Annotated in this window: 16 protein-coding genes; 10 read left to right on the forward strand and 6 right to left on the reverse strand. The window is 66.4% G+C overall.

Annotated features, from left to right (window positions below; all coding sequences use genetic code 11):
• Window positions 1-21: 21 nt before the first annotated feature.
• The gene (locus ACWF82_RS07040; protein WP_452499161.1) at window positions 22-864 is read right to left on the reverse strand and encodes a LysR family transcriptional regulator; all 843 of its coding nucleotides are present in this window, start codon (window positions 862-864) and stop codon (window positions 22-24) included.
• 102 nt (window positions 865-966) lie between these two features.
• Between ACWF82_RS07040 and ACWF82_RS07045 the strand changes: the two genes are divergently transcribed.
• The 4 genes from ACWF82_RS07045 to ACWF82_RS07060 all read left to right on the forward strand — a co-directional run bounded on the left by ACWF82_RS07045 (window position 967) and on the right by ACWF82_RS07060 (window position 3,589).
• Window positions 967-1,692: an SDR family NAD(P)-dependent oxidoreductase gene (locus ACWF82_RS07045; protein ID WP_452498806.1), complete on the forward strand. Its 726-nt coding sequence runs from the start codon at window positions 967-969 to the stop codon at window positions 1,690-1,692.
• Window positions 1,693-1,762: 70 nt separating this feature from the next.
• The gene (locus ACWF82_RS07050) at window positions 1,763-1,996 is read left to right on the forward strand and encodes a class II fructose-bisphosphate aldolase (protein ID WP_452498808.1); all 234 of its coding nucleotides are present in this window, start codon (window positions 1,763-1,765) and stop codon (window positions 1,994-1,996) included.
• A 260-nt stretch (window positions 1,997-2,256) separates the two neighbouring features.
• Window positions 2,257-2,730: a hypothetical protein gene (locus tag ACWF82_RS07055; protein ID WP_452498810.1), complete on the forward strand. Its 474-nt coding sequence runs from the start codon at window positions 2,257-2,259 to the stop codon at window positions 2,728-2,730.
• Window positions 2,731-3,112: 382 nt separating this feature from the next.
• On the forward strand, window positions 3,113-3,589 hold the full coding sequence (locus tag ACWF82_RS07060) for a hypothetical protein (RefSeq protein ID WP_452498812.1): 477 nt from the start codon (window positions 3,113-3,115) through the stop codon (window positions 3,587-3,589).
• A gap of 105 nt (window positions 3,590-3,694) precedes the next feature.
• Here ACWF82_RS07060 and ACWF82_RS07065 read toward each other — a convergent pair whose 3' ends face one another.
• Together ACWF82_RS07065 and ACWF82_RS07070 are read right to left on the reverse strand one after the other, a co-directional pair.
• Window positions 3,695-4,384, reverse strand: a complete 690-nt coding sequence (locus ACWF82_RS07065; RefSeq protein ID WP_452498814.1) for an esterase/lipase family protein — start codon at window positions 4,382-4,384, stop codon at window positions 3,695-3,697.
• Window positions 4,385-4,554: 170 nt separating this feature from the next.
• Window positions 4,555-5,832 (reverse strand): PucR family transcriptional regulator, encoded by a 1,278-nt coding sequence (locus tag ACWF82_RS07070; protein WP_452498815.1) that lies wholly within the window; start codon window positions 5,830-5,832, stop codon window positions 4,555-4,557.
• A 209-nt stretch (window positions 5,833-6,041) separates the two neighbouring features.
• Here ACWF82_RS07070 and ACWF82_RS07075 point away from each other — a divergent pair, with 209 nt between their 5' ends.
• Complete coding sequence (locus ACWF82_RS07075; RefSeq protein WP_452498817.1) at window positions 6,042-7,430, forward strand: WS/DGAT/MGAT family O-acyltransferase; 1,389 nt, start codon at window positions 6,042-6,044, stop codon at window positions 7,428-7,430.
• Window positions 7,431-7,485: 55 nt separating this feature from the next.
• On the opposite strand, the gene ACWF82_RS07080 is transcribed toward ACWF82_RS07075, so the two are convergent.
• Both ACWF82_RS07080 and ACWF82_RS07085 read right to left on the reverse strand, forming a co-directional pair.
• A complete protein-coding gene (locus ACWF82_RS07080; RefSeq protein WP_452498819.1) occupies window positions 7,486-8,370 on the reverse strand; it encodes an alpha/beta fold hydrolase in 885 nt (294 codons plus the stop codon).
• A 165-nt stretch (window positions 8,371-8,535) separates the two neighbouring features.
• Window positions 8,536-9,498 (reverse strand): helix-turn-helix transcriptional regulator, encoded by a 963-nt coding sequence (locus tag ACWF82_RS07085; RefSeq protein WP_452499163.1) that lies wholly within the window; start codon window positions 9,496-9,498, stop codon window positions 8,536-8,538.
• A 63-nt stretch (window positions 9,499-9,561) separates the two neighbouring features.
• On the opposite strand from ACWF82_RS07085, the gene ACWF82_RS07090 reads away from it, so the two are divergent.
• On the forward strand, window positions 9,562-10,704 hold the full coding sequence (locus tag ACWF82_RS07090; protein WP_452498821.1) for an epoxide hydrolase family protein: 1,143 nt from the start codon (window positions 9,562-9,564) through the stop codon (window positions 10,702-10,704).
• Between the two features lie 142 nt (window positions 10,705-10,846).
• Here the strand turns inward: ACWF82_RS07090 and ACWF82_RS07095 are convergent, their stop codons facing one another.
• On the reverse strand, window positions 10,847-11,317 hold the full coding sequence (locus ACWF82_RS07095; RefSeq protein ID WP_452498822.1) for an NUDIX hydrolase: 471 nt from the start codon (window positions 11,315-11,317) through the stop codon (window positions 10,847-10,849).
• 59 nt (window positions 11,318-11,376) lie between these two features.
• On the opposite strand from ACWF82_RS07095, the gene ACWF82_RS07100 reads away from it, so the two are divergent.
• The 4 genes from ACWF82_RS07100 (at window position 11,377) to ACWF82_RS07115 (ending at window position 16,120) form a co-directional block, all read left to right on the forward strand.
• Entirely contained in the window at window positions 11,377-11,613 is a 237-nt protein-coding gene (locus tag ACWF82_RS07100) for a hypothetical protein (RefSeq protein WP_452498824.1), read from the forward strand.
• Between the two features lie 161 nt (window positions 11,614-11,774).
• Window positions 11,775-11,972 (forward strand): hypothetical protein, encoded by a 198-nt coding sequence (locus tag ACWF82_RS07105; protein ID WP_452498826.1) that lies wholly within the window; start codon window positions 11,775-11,777, stop codon window positions 11,970-11,972.
• Window positions 11,962-14,640 carry a LuxR C-terminal-related transcriptional regulator gene (locus tag ACWF82_RS07110; RefSeq protein WP_452499165.1) on the forward strand — a complete coding sequence of 893 codons (2,679 nt, stop codon included), beginning with the start codon at window positions 11,962-11,964 and terminating at the stop codon, window positions 14,638-14,640. The genes ACWF82_RS07105 and ACWF82_RS07110 overlap by 11 nt, the downstream gene beginning before the upstream one ends.
• Window positions 14,641-14,863: 223 nt before the next feature.
• The gene (locus tag ACWF82_RS07115) at window positions 14,864-16,120 is read left to right on the forward strand and encodes a cytochrome P450 (protein WP_452498828.1); all 1,257 of its coding nucleotides are present in this window, start codon (window positions 14,864-14,866) and stop codon (window positions 16,118-16,120) included.
• Window positions 16,121-16,204: the final 84 nt, after the last annotated feature.

Raw genomic sequence — 16,204 nt, forward strand, 5'->3', positions numbered from 1 at the left:
AGGTTCGATCCGCGACTTCCGTTAGAGGCGTATCGCCGTGCGGACGAGGTCGGCGACGGCTTTGGATCTGCTGTGTGGTGGCCAGGCGATGACGGTCGTGACGGACGGTGCGTCCGGCACCGGCACGGTGGCGTGATCGTCGCGTAGCTGGGCTCGAAGCGACTCTGGCACGACCGCGCAGGCCCGTCCGAGCGTGATCAGCTGGGTCAACTGGGTATGGTCGCGAACCTGCGGGCCGGGACCGTCCGGATAACTTCCATCCCGTCGGGGCCAGCGTGGCAGGGGCAGGTCGGTCAGGGCGTTGACCTCGGCCATCGACAGGTGGGATCTGTTGGCGAGGGGGTGCCCTGCGGGCAGGACCACGACCTGCTGTTCGGTGTGCAGGTCCTCGGTGTCGAATCCGGTCGTCGTGTCGTAGGGCCGGTGGAGCAGGGCAACGTCGGCACGCCCGTCGCGTAGCAGGCTTTCCGGTTCGCCGGGCCCGCACAGCATCACCTCGACTGCGGCAGCGCCGGGATCGGCGGCATAGGCGTCGAGCAGTTTCGACAACAGCTCGCTGGACGCTCCCGCCTTGGTGGCCAGCACCACGCCGGGCCGGTCGGCAGCGGCGCGGCGGGTGCGGCGCTCGGCGGCTTCGACCGCTTCGAGAGCATGCCGGGCCTCCCGCAGAAGCACCGTCCCGGCCTCGGTCAACGTGATCGCGCGAGAACTACGGTGCAGCAGAACGACTCCGAGTCGCCGTTCGAGTTGCTGGATCGCCCGCGACAGCGGTGGTTGCGCCATCGTGAGCCGCTGTGCCGCTCGCCCGAAGTGCAACTCCTCGGCGACGGCGACGAAGTAGCGCAACTCCCGTGTCTCCACCATGGCATCGTAGTTGGCGCTCACCACGGCCAATACCCGTGCGGTATCGCCGCCCACCCGGTCGGTCTTGGACGCCCCAGTCGAGTTCGCAACATGATCAACGGCATGAGTGAACGGACGATCGCGCTGGTGACCGGCGCGAACAAAGGAATCGGATACGAGATCGCGGCGGGCCTTGGCGCCCTTGGCTGGCGAATCGGTGTGGGCGCGAGGGATCGACAACGCCGCGAGACCGCGGTGGGGAAGCTGCGCGCGGCCGGGGCCGATGCGTTCGGCGTGCCGCTCGACGTGGACGACGACGCGAGTGTCGCCGCCGCGGCCGAGCTGATCGCCGACCATGCCGGCGGGCTCGACGTCCTGGTCAACAATGCCGCGATCACCGGCGCTATGCCACAGACGCCCACCACGGTCGATCCCGCGACTGTACGAGTTGTCGTGGAAACCAACGTGATCGGCGTCATCCGGGTCACCAACGCGATGTTGCCCCTGCTGCGCGGCTCGGCATCACCGCGAATCGTCAACATGTCCAGCAGCGTGGGCTCGCTTGCCCTCCAGACCACGCCCGGCATCGACATGGGCCCGGTTCCCACTGCGTACCTGGCGTCGAAGACCTTCCTCAACGCCGTCACCATCCAATACGTCAAGGAACTGAGCGACACCAACATCCTGATCAACTCCGGCTGCCCCGGTTTCACCGCCACCGACCTCAACGGCTTCCGGGGCGTCCGCACACCACAACAGGGAGCGGCGATCGCGATTCACCTCGCGACCCTGCCCGACGACGGACCGACCGGTGGATTCTTCGACGACGCCGGAACAGTGCCCTGGTGACGTGCACCGATGTGGAACATTCCCGTTCCAGGAGTAGCCGCGCATCGCACGCCGGAGGACAAAACTGGGCGTGGAACGTGTTCGGAATCGGCTTCTCGACGACGAGTTGATCGCGACTCCGGCCGCCGCCCTCCCCGTCCCGTTGGTTCTCCACGGATCGTCCGGAGTGTCGGATGATGGTCTGCGATCAGCGGTGCGACACGGGATGACACCGCGCTTCTTCGAACCGTGCCGACCACCCGTCCGCCTGACGGAGCACGTCCCAGCCGATTCCTCGGATCGGGCCCCGGTCTATCACCGATGACAAACTCGACCAACATCGGTTGGACCGCACGCCAGACTGCCCCACCGTTGGTTGCAACGGGACCGGTCGGTACTGGAGGATCGACTCCTCTAGAAGTCTCAGCGTGAGTTCGTCGCACCGAGTGGGTGGTCACGAACTCGAATTGCCACCACGGTTGGCCTCGCTCCACCGGCCACCATGCGTTTCCTCGAACAATTCTAGTGGTCGGAGGTTGTGGAGTGGTCGATCCAGTGGGGCGGCACGAGTGGTACATCCGCGCCGTGATCTCGCTGCCGGAGATGGAGGCGCATGCTCGAAGACAGCTCTGCTCCGACGGCAGGCTCCGCACCCCGACCGGTCAGATCTTCGGGTGGCAGGTCGAATGCAGTTGCGGACAATGGCGCGGCAAGCTGTGGCAGCGCACGACTCGACCGCTCGATCACAACGTGCCCGAACGCGTCCTGTTCAGCGCAGACGGGGAGTTGTCGCCCGCGTCACGGCAGGCGGTACTGGAGGACTGGGACAGCCACGTTCATCGCGTCTGGACAGTCATGCCGGTGCGCCTCGCGCACGAGCTTCTGCTCGAAGCTCAGCTTCGCTTGACCGAAGCGGTCCGATTCGCTCGCAGCACCGATGCTTCCTGGGATGACATCGGCTCCGCCGCGGGCGGCATCACCGGACCCACTGCACGCGAGCTCTGGGAGGGTTTTTCCGTACCGGAGCCGCAGGTCATCGGTTCTCTCGATGACCAGTGACGACCCCGATCCAAGGAGGATCGATTGGTGAACAAAGATCAGGCGAGGACTGAATCCTGAAGCACTTGCTGCAGCCGCAGAATAGGGCAAACGACCCAGCATCTTGTGATCTCGCAGGGTCGCGCGGAAGGACAGTGGTGTCCGTTCCGAATCTAGAAGCTAGCTATTTTTCACAGGCGCGTGTTCGGACTTCCGAAGTGCCTGTTCAGGAGATCATCGTGCATGTTGACACAATTCTGAATCGCGTGGCCCGAAAAGTTGACATGGCCGGGTTGTCGCCGAACGAACTCGCCTGGTGACTCCGACGATGGTGCACAATCCTGGTTTGCGGATACCTCCCCAGTACGGTCCGTTTCTGTCACCGCAGGATTTGCTGCGCGCGGTGAGTGGATCCACCGACAGTGATTGCCCGCTGGCGGCGTGGGCGGGAACGCTCGGCTCGTTGTATCGGGCGTGGGTCGGTGACCCGTCGGCGGAGACGATTCGTCGGCAAGTCGCTGGGGTCGTCCACGAGATCGATGCGTGGATCGCCGCGCAGCTTCCCCGGCCGCGGGCCGGGACGCCGCGGGGCACCGATTCGGTGGGTGGGGTGATCGCGCGGGTCGCCGAAGCCTCGGCGTGCGCGCATTGGGCTCTGCATCATATGGAGGATGCCGTCCAGCGGCACCGCGCCTGGGATCACCTCGCGGAAATGCGTGAGGGCTATGAGGACCTGGTGCTGCTGGCCATGGGCGGCTTGATCAAATTGCCCAAGTCCTGGCCCGGAATCAGCTGGCTGGCCGGCGCCACAAGCGAAGTAGTCTTGACAGGTCACGATGCGTCTCGACAGCCCGTCGAGCAGGCGAATGTGCGCCGGTGAGTTCAGCGGGATCGCTTGGGGGACTGTCGAATTCGCCGAGGATCGATCGCGAGAGCCCGGCCCCGTCGCACTGCTGCGAGAGGGGGCCGGGCCCTGATCAGGCCGCTACCTCACGAAGTTGCGCACGCCGTCGAAAACCGTCGCCGACGACAGCAGCGAGATATGGCCGATGCACAGCGTCTGGGTGTTGGTGGCACCGCTGAGAATGGTGCTCGTATCGGGGTTGATGATTTCGTCGCACGGTGACCACCAAGTGCCGTAGTTCACCTGTCCCGGGGTTTCGTCGCCGCTGTTGAGCTCGGCCAGGAATGCCGAGCCGGGCCGCATCTCCACGCACGAGGCGTCAGAGCATCCGCCGGCAACTTCGGTGCCGTGATTGGGGCCGCCGATGGAGACCCAGTCGTCGACGAAACTCAGGCCGTCGAGCTTCTTCAGGTACCAGCGGCTATTGAGGCCACCCATCGAGTGGCTGATGATGTCGACTTTGGCTGCACCTGTTTTCGCGCGCAGCGCATCGACTTGCGCTTTCACCTCCAGCGCGATGTTCTCGTTCGATTGGGAGGTGTCGTAGCTGAATCGTGCCAGCTCTTCGAAGGAGTATCCGGCCGCAAGGAACCGGCCCCGCATGTAATCCCAGTTCGACGCCGATCCCTGCCAGCCGTGAACGAAAAGAATCGGATCCCGCACCGGGGCCGCAGCGGCCTGTGGCGTTGCGACGCCAATTGCAGCGGTAGCGGTCGCGATCAGGGTGATTGCGGCCGTCGCGATACGACGCGCGATCGATGTGTTGTGCATGAAAAAAGACTCCGATCTGCTCGCGGCACTGCGAGCAGAAAGAAGATACTTCGCGGGGAATCATCCCGTGCACTGTGAAATTAAATCGTTCAACTTGTCGCCGTATTCTTGGAATTATCGAGGCGCACCAGACTCCGTGTTCGCCTGTCGCACACGCGGTGACTGAGGGGTCACGAGTCGTCTTCGATGGTGTCCGACGCGGCGGCATCGTCGCTCGGACTGGCCAGATTCCGACCGGCCGTCGGGCCTTCGAGGATGCGGATGGTCAGTGCCGCTGCCAAGGTTCGGCCTTCGCGGGGCTGCGTCGGGTCCAGACCGGTGAGTTCGGTGATCCGGTTGAGCCGGTAGGTGAAGGTATTCGGATGCACGAACAGCTCCCGTGCGGCTGCTTGCCGGTCGGCGCCGTGCTGCAGGTTCGCCTGCAGGGCGGCGAGCAGGTGCGGATATCCGGCCACTGGCTCCAGCAGTTCGATCAGGCGTTGTTTGGCCCGGCCGGGCCGGGTGATCTGCAGTTCGAGCAGGAGGTCGTCGAGACGGTAGCAAGCGGGCGGGCGGCCCCTGAGCCGGGCGAACAAAGCGAGTTCGCGGGCATCGGAGACGGCGGAAGGGATCTCCTCGAGAGCGACGCCAGGCAGGAGTCCGAGATAGGGGGTGGCATCCAGCGCGGAGCGCAGCCTCTCGGCGAGCTGATCGAATCGATCCGGGGCGATCGCGGTGTCGGCGAGCAACGCGATCCCTGCGCTGCCGTCGAACTGGAACAGGACGGTCGAGGTGGAGAGCTCGTCGAGACCACGGGCGATGACATGTTCGCGGCGCCGGGCAACGAGCTCGGGCACCTCGTGGGCAGCAGTGGCGTGCAGGTCGATCGCGAGCACGGTGTAGGAGCCCGCCAGTGAGATCCCGGCCTTCGCCGCGTGGGCTTGTGCCGGGGAACCCGACAGCAACGCGGCCAGCAACTCCCGGCGCGCACCCTGGTCGCGCCCGGCTATCTCCCGCTCGACCACAGAATAGGACCCGGCCGCGATGATGCCGATATGCCCGGTCACATCGAGCACCCGCTGCTCGATGTCGGCGAGCTCGGACCTCTGCTCGGGCGTGGTGGCCAGCGCGACTGCCCCTGACACCGCCGCCCGCGCCGTTGCGTGCACCAGTTCCAGCAGGGCCGCCAAGGGCAGCCGGTGCTCCGCGTGACGCTCGGCCAGTGGTGCGATCACCCGCGCGATGTCGGTGCGACCAAGCGATCGCTCAGTGCTCATGGCGTCGAGAAGCACCCGAGCACATGCGCTGATCGTGGGCGCGCACTCGGCCTTGACGTACTGCTCGGGTAAGCCTGCGGCCTCGCTCGCGGTTCGCACGCTGTGTTGTATCTGCTGAGCGACAGCGGAGCGGCGCTGCGACAGCAGCACCCGCAGTGCCGGCGGCTGCCTGGTGCCCTCATCCACGGACATCGCCCCATTCTTGCCCGTTGCGGTCCGGCTGTGAAGTCACCGGCGGCCTCGAAGAGATCAGCGATCCTGCATCACTGATCGTCGCCCAGGATATCCGGCGATCGAGGACCTGCGGGTAGATGTGGGTGCCTGGCCGACTGCAGTGTGAGAGTCGTCTACTTCGGCCCGACATACAGCAAAATTAGAACGTGTTCTAGTAGGGTTCGGCTATGGAACGACTCACTGGATTGGATGCCAGTTTCCTCTATCTGGAGACCGATACCCAGCATCTACACGTCTGTGCCCTGCTGATTCTCGACCCGGCCGACGGCCCGTACTCGTTCGCGCACCTCCGCGACGAACTGCGCAGGCGATTACCTCTCATCCCGCACATGCGCCGCCGGGTCCACCCGGTGCCGTTCAACCTCGACCATCCGCTCTGGGTCGACGACATGGACTTCGACATCGACAACCACATCCGGCGCGTCGACCTGCCGGAGCCGGGCGGGCAAGCCGGTCTGGCCGCGCTGATCGGTGACATCGCAAGCCGGCCGATGGATCAGAGCCGGCCGCTGTGGGAGATGTCGGTGGTGGAGGGGCTCGACGACGGCAAGGTGGCGGTTGTCTGCAAGTACCATCATTCGGCCGTCGACGGCATCACCGGCACGAACATGATGATGCACCTGTGCGATCTGGAGCCGGGGCTCAGTCGCCCGGAACCCGAACCGTGGCAACCGGAACCGGTGCCCGGCGATCTCGAGCTCATTGCGCGTGCCGCGGTCCGGTTTCCCGGCAGGGCCGGGATGCTCGGCATGGTTCCCAAAACCCTCGGCATGGTCGCGGGTGTCGCGCAACGGCGGCGGAACGACCAGGCGGGGATGGCGCTTCCGTTCTCCGCGCCACGCACGCCGTTCAATCAGGCCGTCACCGGGACACGGTCGGTCTCGTTCACCAAGACGGACCTGGGCGTGATCAAGGAGATCAAGGCCGCGTTCGGGGTGAAGGTGAACGATGTCGTGCTGACCGTGGTCGGTGGCGTGCTGCGCCGCTATCTGGCGGATCGGGGCGAGCTGCCCGACCGCTCTCTGGTCGCCTCGGTGCCGGTTTCCGTGCACGAATCCACCCGGCACACCGAGGGAATCAACAAGGTCTCGACCCTGTTCTGCCGCCTCGGTACCGATATCGCCGATCCGGTCGAGCGGCTGGAGATGCTGGCCGTCGCCAACCGCGACGCCAAGGCCGAACATGATCTGATCGGCGCCGACTTCCTCCAGGACTGGTCGAAGTACGCCCCGCCCAACACCTTTCGCCTCGCGTCGCGCGTCTACTCGTCGCTGAAGCTGGCCGAACGGCACCCGGTGGTACACAACCTGGTGGTCTCGAATGTGCCCGGTCCGCCGATGCCGCTGTACTTCCTCGGTGTCCGGGTGGACGGCATGTACCCGTTCGGCCCGGTCTTCCACGGCGCCGGGCTCACCGTCACCGTGCTGTCGAACTGCGGTGACCTGGATTTCGGGTTCATCGCCTGCCGTGACCTGGTTCCCGATGTCGACGCGCTGGCCGACGCGGTGCCCGCCGTGATCGACGAACTGCTGGCCGCGGCACGCGCTCGGGGCTGATCACCCGCTCCGAAAGACCGCCCTGTTCGCCATCGGCGTCGAACAGGGTCGTCGACTACAGCCGCGCGGCCACCGCCCGGCACGCGTCCGCCAATACCGGTACGAACCGGTCCGGCGCGACAGCGCACGCCGCATGACCCGCCGCGACCGGATGAACGCTCGACCCGGGAACCGCGGCCGCGAGTTCGATCTGCCGGTACACCGGGATCGCCCTGTCCCTGGTTGTGATGACCACCGCGGTCGGCACCCGCAGCTCCGGCAGCCACGCGGTAGCGTCGAACGTCCCGATCTCGGCCAGCACGGGCGCCAGCGCCCATCCGCTCGTACTGCGGAATTCGCCCACCGCCCACCGCCGTAGCTGCCCCGGCACCAGGGCGGGCGGCAGGACCGGCAGGCCACGCGTCAACCGCCGGGCCCGGCGATACGGATAGTCGCCCAGCGCCTCGGCGACGGTGGTGAAACCACGATGGAACGCCCGCTCGCGCCACTTCTCCTGGAAGCGATACGGAGTCGCGCAGAGCACCAGCCCGGCCACCCGGTTCGGATGACGATGGGCGGCGAGCAGGGAGACGATACCGCCGAGGGAATAGCCGACGCAGACAAAGCGATCCAGGCCGAGCGCGTCGGCGACCGCGACCACATCGTCGGCACAGTCGTCGAGCCGGAACCGCGCCGATTGGATCCCGCGCCCGTGCCAGCGCTGATCGAACAGCACCACGCGATATCGCGCGCTCAGCGTTTCCAGCGCCGGAAACCAGTTCAGGGCCGCCGTGCAGGCGGTGCCGTGCAGCAGTATCAGCACGGGTGCGCCCGCTGGTCCCGGGATGTCCACGACGTAGGTCTGGCCGCGCCCCGGAAGTTCGAGCATCCGTCCGCCGGGAATCTCGTCGACGGCGGGCACGACGAAAGGCCCCGTCCGCACTGATCGCGCAGTTCCCACGAAGACCTCCTCGGACATTTCTAGAACTCGTTCTATTTGATGATGCCATATCGGCGCGGGGGCTCCGGGTGCCTCACCTGGCCGATCGCCCGGCCACCTGCTCGATTGCGTGGAGCCACGCCGCGTCGTCCTCGACGACATCGGCGCATGATCGAAGGCCGGGATTCACGTCGTGGATGCGCCGCCCGCCGCGCGGCGGAACCTCGTCGCGAGGCGATCGAACGCCACCGCGAGCTCGTCTCCGTCGATCACCTCGATGTCGACGTCGAGCTGGGTCAGCCGCAGCGCGAGCCGGTCCGGGTCGTTGGAACCCAGCTCGACATGGCACGTGGACTCGTCGACCACCTCGATATCGACCGGGATGCGGATCTTCGCGGCGACCTCGGCGGCGGGAGCATGTACGAGTGCCCGGGCGCGGTACGTCCAGGCCGCCTTGCTGACGCGTCCGACGACGTACTCGACGACATTGTCCTCCGGGATCACGCGCGGCTGGAACCGCGCACCAGTCGGTGCGTGCGCAACCATGCGGTCGACGCGAAAGACCCGCCAGGCGTCACGGTCGAGATCCCACGCGAGCAGGTACCACAGCGGCCCCCAGCTCACCAGCCGTTGCGGTTCGGTGTGGCGGGCCTCTGCACTGCCCCCGGGTTTGGTGTATCCGAACCGGAGCCGTTCGTGGCCGCGGATCGCGGCGGCGACCGCGCCGAGAACCGAGAGGTCGAGCGGCGGATCGGCCCCTGGAACGACGCTCGTCGCCTCGCGTACCGCCTCGACGCGCCGACGCAGGCGCGAGGGGAGCACTTGCTCCAGCTTCGCGAGCGCGGTCAGCGATGTCTCTTCGACTCCGAGTCTCTGGGTCGCGACCGCGCCCAGTCCGACCGCGACGGCGACGGCCTCGTCGTCGTCGAGCAGCAGTGGGGGCATCGCCGTCCCGGCGGCCAGCCGGTACCCGCCGGCGACGCCGGGGCGCGCGTCCACGGGATAGCCGAGCGACCGCAGCTTGCCGATGTCGGCGCGCACAGTTCTCGTGCTCACCCCGAGGCGGCCGGCGAGCTCGGAGCTTGTCCAGTCCCGTTTGAGCTGGAGCAACGACAGCAGTTCGAGCAGGCGGGCCGAGGTCTCCAACATGTTCTCGATCATTTCAGCAATTGCGGAAGCTATCCCGCCGCATTACCCGGGAACGTGGGTGTCATGAACGAGAACAACGCACTCACACCCTTCCGCATCGATATCCCGCAGGCCGACGTCGAGGACCTTCGCGACCGGCTGGCACACACGCGCTGGCCGATCCCCGTGCCGGGCCGAGACGATCGCACCGACTTCAGCCGTGGCATCCCGCTGGTGTACCTGAAGGAGCTCGCCGAGTACTGGCGCGACGGGTTCGACTGGCGTGCGCAGGAGGCGAAGCTCAACGAGTACGTACAGTTCACGACGGTCGTCGACGGCCAGACGTTCCACGTCGTCCACGCGCGATCGGCGAACCCGGCGGCCACCCCGCTGATCCTGAACCACGGCTGGCCGGGCTCGTTCGTCGAGTACCAGCGACTCATCCCGCTGCTGACCGACGAGTTCCACGTGGTCATCCCGTCGCCGCCCGGCTTCGGGTTCTCCACCCCGCTGTCCGGGACCGGCTGGGAGCTGGCACGGACGACGGAGGCCTACGCCGAGATCATGACGCGTCTGGGCTATGAGAGGTTCGCGGCCCACGGCTCCGACATCGGCTCGGGCATCACCGGCCTCCTCGCGGCGCGCTACCCGGAGCGCGTCATCGGCACGCACACCGGCGCCGACCCCAAGTGGCTCGGGTTGGTCGGCGACAAGTTCCCTTACCCCGACGGTCTGTCCGAGGACGAGATCGCCCAGATCGAGGCCGTGCGCGCCGAGGACGGGGCCGAGCGCGGGTACCTCGAGATGCAGAACCACCGTCCCGACACGATCGGCGCGGCGCTCACCGACTCGCCGGTCGGTCAGCTGGCGTGGATCGCCGAGAAATTCAAGACCAGGGCGGGCGCCGCCTACCGGACGCCGGACGAGTCGGTCGACCGCGACCAGCTCCTCACCAACATCAGCCTGTACTGGTTCACCCGCAGCGGCGCGTCCAGCGCGCAGTTCTACTACGAGGGCGAGCACTCCGGATTCGACTGGGACATGGCCTCCGGCGTGCCGTCCGGATGGGCCGTGTTCGACACTCACCCGCTCATGCGCCGCGCGCTTGACCCGTGGAAGGCGATCGGCCACTGGAGCGAGTTCACCGAGGGCGGCCACTTCCCCGCGATGGAGGAGCCGGAACTGCTCGCGGACGACATCCGCACCTTCCTCCGCGGCATTTCCTGACCCGCGTCAGGACCGGCGGGCCACGACGACCCACTCGAGGCTCGGCCGGTCCGGCGCGTCCAGAACAGGTCGGCGAACGCGGCTGGACCGCAGCGCCCGGCTCAGCCTCCAAGACAGGCGGGGCACACCCGCACGTGAGTCTTCAGCCCAGGTACGGCGTGCGTCGTCCCTCCATGTAGTGAGTCAGCCTTAGTCGCTGCGTGTGGTGCATTGCGAGGCTGTCCAGCTCGGCGGGGGATACGAACCGTAGTTCCGTGGACTCGTCGGAGATGGCGAGGTCGCCGCCGGTGACACGGGCTAGGAAGCACACGTTGAACTGACGTCGAACCTCGCCATCGCTGTAGGCGATCCCGTGGCGTGGATCGGTGTAAGTACCGACGAGCCCGGTGATCTCGATGTCGAGGCCAGTTTCTTCCTTGACCTCGCGCACCGCGCAGCCGGGGAGGCTGTCGGTCATCTCCATGCCGTCGCCGGGCAGTGCCCACAGGCCGCTGTCTGCCCGCCGTTGAAACAGGATGCGGCCCTTGTCGTCACACACGCCAGCGGACGCCGCGACGACAAGACTGCTCGGCTCTGGTGCGGCGGGGTCGTCACAGAACTCGGTGCGCGCCATCGGCTCAGCCTTTCACCGGTCGGCCGGTTTGCCAGACCGCGTCGAAACTGTCGGTGTAGGTGTCGAACAGGCAACCGTACGAGGGTACGGCGCTCTTCACACCCGCGCTGCAGCACCTTCTCGAGGTTGCCGAGGGCGTCGCTCACGACAGCGGTGCCACAGCTGTCGACGTCTCACATCGAGATCGCGTTCGACCGGCGTCGAACAGAAGGGGACACCTGATGGGCATCATGACGATCCTGACCGCCGCGTTGCCGATCGCGGCCGATGGCTGGTGGATCGCGCGGGGGGTCTGATCGAATCAGCCGAAGACGGGTAGCCGCCTACTCCACACCGTGACTTCCGATTGAGGGACGGTCGAGAGGAGATCGGACAGCAGCAATGAGACGTAGCACCTCCGGAACACCCTGGAGTCCTGCTTTTTGCAGCTGCTCACGGCGGAAAGGTCGTCGCAAACATGACTGAAGACGAGCGCCTTCGATGGGCCATGGACAGGCTTCCGTTCCCCTACGCCGAGGCGTTGCGGCTACACGCGGCGGGAATCACCGACGAGGTCATCGCTGAGGTGCTGGGAGTCGACATCGATGCGGTGGACTCGGTGCTCGATATGGCCGCGCGGAAGCTGGCTGTGATCCGTGATCGAGATGGTGGGTGAGGTTTTGCCGGGGCTCGAACCGTTTCCGAAGCCTTTCGGGACTGACTACCCTGAGACGATGGTGGCGGGGTGGTCACTGACCGGCCGAGCCGAGGAAATCGCCGAGCTGTGGGAAGCCACCGCTCCGAACACACCCGGCTGCGTAGTGGCGGGTTCTGCCGGTGTCGGGAAGACCAGACTGGCCACCGAGATCGTGTCGCGGTGGCGTTCCGAAGGCCGACCGTGCAGGTTCTTTGTCGCTACCCGGTCAGCTCGGTCGGTGCCGCTCGGCGCGTTCGCTGAGGTCAGCGAAGACTTCGGCACCGATCCGTTGCGCCGGGTCCAGTCAATGGTCGAGGCGCTGACCACGACCACAGGGGTAGGACCCGGTCTGCTGGTCATCGACGATGCCAACCTGCTCGACGAGCAATCGGCCTTGGTGGTGCATCAGATCGTTCGATCAGCAAAGGCGTCGGTGCTGCTGACGCTGCGCCATGGTGAACTCGCCCCGGACGCGTTGTCAGGACTGTGGAAGGACCAGTTGCTGCTACGCCTGGACCTTCAGCCGCTCTCGCAGCTCGAAACCGCCGGTCTGCTGACCCAAGCCTTGGGCGGTCGGGTCGAATCATCGACCGCTGCCAGAATGTGGCAGTTCACTCGCGGAAACGTGCTCCACCTTCGGTATCTCGTCGAAGGCGAGCTCGCGAGCGGCCTGCTGACGTGCCGCCACGGGGTCTGGGTATGGGACGGAAGACCGTCCATTTCGCCGCCCTTGGCCGAACTCGTCGCCGCCAGTATCGCGCGCCAGCCACAGATGGTCTCGAGCGTGCTGGACGTGTTGTCCGTCGTCGATCCGATCGAGATCGACGTGCTGACCGCGGTGTGCGGTCCACAGTCGGTCGAAACCGCGGTCGCGGCTGGGTTGATCACTATCGACCGCGGTGGCAGCGCGGTATCGGTCAGACTGGTACATCCGCTGCTGGGTGAAGTGCGGCGAGCAGCGAGCTTGCCTGCACGGCTGCAGTCGCTGCGGGGCAGGGTTGTGCAGGAGCTGCACATCCGGAACGACGACTGTGGGCCAGTCGAAAGGGTCCGGCGCGCGGTGCTGATGTGCGAGTCCGATCTCACTGCCGATCCAGCCGTGCTTGTCGAGGCCGCCCACGCGGCGTTGCGATTGTCCGACCCGGTCACTGCCGAGCGGCTTGCCCGCCACGCCGTCGCATCCGGTGGCGGTTTCCGCGCGCATCTTGTTCACGTCAGCGGACTGATCGAGACCCAGCAGTTCCAGGAAGCGGTCGAGGTCGCCACTGCGCTCGAACGCCTGCCGCTGCCGCCACGTGTACACGTGCCACTGACATTGGCCCGCATGGTTGCCGAAGCCACCCTGGCAGGCCGACCTGAGAGCGGACAGTTCGCCGCCATCGAGCACGACGCAACCGCTGCGGGATTGACCTGCCTCTACGACGCTTCGGTTGCTTTCACCGCGGCGTTCCACACAGACCCGGTCGCGGCGGTCGAATCGGGTCGCAAAGCACTGGGCACAACAGCGCCTATGGACAAAGGGTTCGAGGTCCTGGCCGCGGTCGCCGTCACCGGTGGGGCTGCGATGCTGGGGGACTACACCGAGATGACAACCGCTGCCGAACATGCCTACGAGTTGTGTCGTACTTCGGACAAGACCGCAACCATGCATTTCCTCAATGGCTGCTTCCACCTCATGGGACTCTGTACCGCCGGCTACCTCGCCCAAGCCGACGAGCTCGTCGCGCGACTGACGCGTGAACCCCTGGATTTCCCACTGGCCTATTCCTATTGGTCACTGCTGGAGTCGATGGTCGCAACCGCCCGGGGTGACCTGGCGGCCGCGGTCCGCAAGGGACAGGAAGCACTCGCGGTGAGGTTGCCTTTCGAGTCCACCTGGATACCCACTGCTGCGCTACTCCAGCAGATCATCGCCGTCTCCATGCAGGGAGAAGCCATCTCGGCATCGTCTCTGCTCAGTGAATATCGACCTCCGGGGCCAGCTGCCGAGGCGCTGCGTCCGCGTAACCAGCACCAGTTGGCCCGGGCGTGGGTGGCTGCCGCAACCGGTGTCACCAGCCGTGCCATCGCACTCGCCGTCGACGCCGCGGACATGGCACGGTCGCAACAATTCTTCGCTCACGAGGTTGTCTGTCGCCAGACCGCGGTCCAGTTCGGCGACCGACACCAGACCGCCCGGCTCACCGAACTCCGTGCACTCGTCGAAGGACCGCGAGTGGCGGTAGCTGCCGATCACGCCGAGGCCGTCGAGCGGGGCGACTCTCAGGGCCTGAAGGAAGCTGCCGTTCGCTATGACGAGTTCGGTGATCGTATTGCTGCTGCGGATGCTGCCGCGCAGGCCTCACAACTCTTCCGGGCGAAGGCTTTTCGAGGCGCGGCACTGACCACTGCAGCCGCCGCTCGACGATCAGCCTCGGTGACCGGTGCGGCCACGCCCGCACTACGTACGTTGCACGGTCCAGCTCCCCTCACGGCCCGGCAGCGCGAAATCATCGCTCTGGTTGCCGTCGGTATGTCCAATCAGCAGATAGCTCGAGAGCTGGTCATGTCGGTCCGCACCGTGGAGGGTCATCTCCTGCGGGCGTGTCAACGAACCGGAGTCAACAGTCGCAACGAACTCACTCAGTTGCTCGAGCGCCCCCGATGACGAGCGGGTAAGAGGAATTCATCGACTTCCTGCGGGTTGTACACGCGCATGCGTGTGCTCGGTCGTCGCCGGGGAGAACCGCAACAGCCTTGGGGGACAGGCGACTTGCTGTTCGGCTGCCGCCTGAATCGCTACTCGCCGGTATGTCTCGCCGATCTTGATGGTCCCGCGGGTGTGGCAGTGTCGCGAGAACCTGCCGTCCATTCGGGAAGGAACACTGTCTGTGGAGGACGCCCATGTCTCCCGTCGGCGCGCGCCGCAGTCGCCGTCGTACTCCGACCGGGGTGCTGGTTGCCCGGTGCAGGGGCTCGTCTATGCGCCCGAGTTCGCTGCCGATCCGCACGGGAACTACCGCGCCATGCGCGAAAGGTACGGGGCGATAGCGCCGATCGAGTTGTCGCCGGGTGTCCCGGCCAACCTGGTGCTCGGGTATCGGACCGCGGTGCGAATCCTGCACGACCCCGACAACTTTCCCGCGGATCCGCGGGTGTGGCAGGACAGCATCCCGGAGGACTGCCCGGTGCGGCCGATGATGCAGTGGTATCCGAACGCGCTGCGCAACTCCGGATCGGTCCACGCGCGCTATCGGCAGGCCTACGTCGCCGCGATAGGCAGTATCGATCACCATGCCCTCCATGCGACCGTGGAACAGGTCGCGATTCCGCTGATCAATACGTTCTGTGGCACCGGCTCCGCGGATGTGTTGACGCAGTACGCTTTTCCGCTGGTCTTCGAGACTCTCAACCGGGTGGTCGGCTGCACTCCGGAGCTGGGACGGCGAGTCGCGACCGGGATGGCGGCGCTGTTCGACACCGTCAACGCGGCCTGGGGGATGGAGTACTTGTCCGCGGCGCTGATCGAGCTGATCACCCTGCGCCGCGACGCGCCGGGCGACGATCTGACCTCGCGGCTGGCGCACCATGCTGCGGGTCTCGACGACGAAGAGATGCTGTACAACCTGATCAGTTTCTACGGCGCCGGCATCGAGCCGATGCAGAACCTCATCAGCAATGCGCTGCTGCTCATCCTGACCGACGCCCGATTCGGCGGCGGGGTGATCGCGGGCAGCCTGTCCACGCGCGACGCGCTGGACGAGGTGTTGTTCCTCGATCCGCCGATGGCGAACTTCTGCACCACCTATCCGCGGCAGCCGGTCATGGTCGACGATGTGTGGCTACCCGCTAACGAGCCGGTGGTGATCAGCCTGTCCGCGTGCAACAACGACCCGGCGATCGCCCAGGGCGACCGCAACGGCAACCGATCCCACCTCGCCTGGGGTGCCGGTCCGCACGCCTGCCCGGCTCGATCGGTGGCCTATCAGATCGCGCAGGACGCGCTCGACCAACTGCTCGACGCGCTGCCGGACCTGACCCTGGCCGTGCCGGCGGAAGAGATCGCCTGGCGGCCGGGACCGTTCCACCGCGCGATGACGACGCTACCGATCAGCTTCCCGCCGTCCGCGCCGCTGTTCGTCCCCTGAGTGACCCGGCCGCGGGGTAAGTTGCCCACCACGCGGTCGAAACCGGCTGCGGCACTACCGATCACGGGCCGCGGTCCCTGATAT

This window comes from Nocardia sp. NPDC055053 (assembly GCF_053608285.1).

Excerpts from the sequence above, each read along its gene's own strand:
- ACWF82_RS07040 (WP_452499161.1), bottom strand. The coding sequence starts at position 864 with ATGGTGGAGACACGGGAGTTGCGCTACTTCGTCGCCGTCGCCGAGGAG.
- ACWF82_RS07045 (WP_452498806.1), top strand. The coding sequence starts at position 967 with ATGAGTGAACGGACGATCGCGCTGGTGACCGGCGCGAACAAAGGAATC.
- ACWF82_RS07065 (WP_452498814.1), bottom strand. The coding sequence starts at position 4,384 with ATGCACAACACATCGATCGCGCGTCGTATCGCGACGGCCGCAATCACC.
- ACWF82_RS07070 (WP_452498815.1), bottom strand. The coding sequence starts at position 5,832 with ATGTCCGTGGATGAGGGCACCAGGCAGCCGCCGGCACTGCGGGTGCTG.
- ACWF82_RS07075 (WP_452498817.1), top strand. The coding sequence starts at position 6,042 with ATGGAACGACTCACTGGATTGGATGCCAGTTTCCTCTATCTGGAGACC.
- ACWF82_RS07085 (WP_452499163.1), bottom strand. The coding sequence starts at position 9,498 with ATGTTGGAGACCTCGGCCCGCCTGCTCGAACTGCTGTCGTTGCTCCAG.
- ACWF82_RS07090 (WP_452498821.1), top strand. The coding sequence starts at position 9,562 with ATGAACGAGAACAACGCACTCACACCCTTCCGCATCGATATCCCGCAG.
- ACWF82_RS07095 (WP_452498822.1), bottom strand. The coding sequence starts at position 11,317 with ATGGCGCGCACCGAGTTCTGTGACGACCCCGCCGCACCAGAGCCGAGC.
- ACWF82_RS07105 (WP_452498826.1), top strand. The coding sequence starts at position 11,775 with ATGACTGAAGACGAGCGCCTTCGATGGGCCATGGACAGGCTTCCGTTC.
- ACWF82_RS07110 (WP_452499165.1), top strand. The coding sequence starts at position 11,962 with ATGGTGGGTGAGGTTTTGCCGGGGCTCGAACCGTTTCCGAAGCCTTTC.